2 protein-coding genes are annotated in these 1504 nt (G+C 66.0%); both read left to right on the top strand.

Annotated elements, in window-relative coordinates; translation table 11 throughout:
- The first annotated feature begins 80 nt into the window (after positions 1-80).
- Positions 81-1163, top strand: a complete 1083-nt coding sequence (locus tag J2850_RS31510; protein WP_209991394.1) for an IS5 family transposase — start codon at positions 81-83, stop codon at positions 1161-1163.
- Positions 1160-1486: a hypothetical protein gene (locus J2850_RS31505; protein WP_209991393.1), complete on the top strand. Its 327-nt coding sequence runs from the start codon at positions 1160-1162 to the stop codon at positions 1484-1486. Before J2850_RS31510 ends, J2850_RS31505 begins: the two co-directional genes overlap by 4 nt.
- Positions 1487-1504 lie beyond the last annotated feature (18 nt).

The raw sequence follows: 1504 nt of genomic DNA, 5'->3' as shown, positions 1-1504 counted from the left end.
CAGGCTGCTGAAAAACACCCTTCCCGGCGCGGCATGGTTGTGATTCGCTTTCCCTGCGGTGGTCAGGTGAGGTCACGGGTATGCGCGGACGGCAGTCGCATCAGGGCGGGATGTTCAGCTACGTGTCTCTGGAGGAGCGGGTTCCGGCCAAGCATCCGTTGCGGGCGATCCGGGCAGTGGTTGATGAGGTGCTGGCCGGCATGGATACGGCGTTGGCCGGACTTTACGCCAGCACCGGGCGGCCGTCGATCCCGCCCGAACAGGTGCTCAAGGCGCTGCTGCTGCAAGCCTTCTACTCGATCCGCTCGGAGCGTCAGCTCGCCGAGCAGATCGACTTCAACCTGCTGTTCCGCTGGTTCGTCGGCCTGGGCGTGGACGATCCGGTCTGGCACCCGACGGTGTTCACCAAGAACCGCGACCGCTTGCTCGCCGGCGACGTGGCCGGCACTTTCCTCGGTGCTGTGGTGGCGCACGCCAAGGTCAAAGGCTTGCTGTCGGACGAGCACTTCTCGGTGGACGGGACGTTGATCGAAGCCTGGGCCAGCGTGAAGAGTTTCCGACCGAAGGACGGGAGCAACGAGCCGCCGGGGCCCGGACGCAACGGCGAACGGAACTTCCACGGCGAGCGGCGCAGCAACGACACGCACACCAGTCTGACCGATCCTGAAGCCAAGCTGTTCCGCAAGGGGCGCGGCAAGGAGGCCAAGCTCAGCTTCATGGGGCACGTGCTGATGGAGAACCGCAACGGCCTGGTGGTTGGAGCGACGCTCACGCAGGCCAGCGGCACCGCCGAGCGGAGCGCCGCGCTCGACCTGATCGGCGCCATGGACGGCCGGCACCGTATCACGGTGGGCGCCGACAAGGGCTACGACACGGCGGATTTCGTCGCCGACCTACGGTCACTGAAGGCGACGCCGCACGTGGCGCAGAACATCTCCGGGCGGCGTTCGCGCATCGACGCGCGCACCACCCGGCATTCCGGCTACGAGGTGAGCCAACGCTGCCGCAAGCGCATCGAGGAGGTGTTCGGCTGGATCAAGACGGTGGCCGGTCATCGCAAGAGCCGCTTCCGCGGTACCGCCCGGGTGGGCTGGGCCTTTACCTTCGCCACGGCAGCCTACAACTTGATCCGGCTGCCCAAGCTGCTGGCTACGGCGCCATGACGGCGGCGCGACGCTGCAAGGTGCTCGGCAAGTGGCGCCTCATCGAAGCCGACCAGTGGGACCGTGCATATCTCGATCTGGTCGAGCCGGCCTACATCCGCTTCGACGTCGACGGCCGCGGCGAGATGGTGTTCGGCGCCCTTCAAGCCGGCCTGGAGTGCGAGACCGGCGTCAGCACCATCTTCTTCGATTTCGAGGGCAGCGACGAGATGACACCCATCCACGGCACCGGCACGGCCGAATTGGCCGAGGATGGAAGCCTCGAGGTTGAAATCAGCATCCACCACGGCGACGAGATCCAGCTCAAGGCTCACCGCTGGTAGTTTTTCAGCAGCCTGCTA

Source organism: Azospirillum picis (genome assembly GCF_017876115.1).
In the GTDB taxonomy this organism is placed as follows: Bacteria; Pseudomonadota; Alphaproteobacteria; order Azospirillales; family Azospirillaceae; genus Azospirillum; species Azospirillum picis.
Note: the sequence above shows the minus strand (reverse complement) of the source record. Positions and strands in the feature narration are given on the sequence as shown.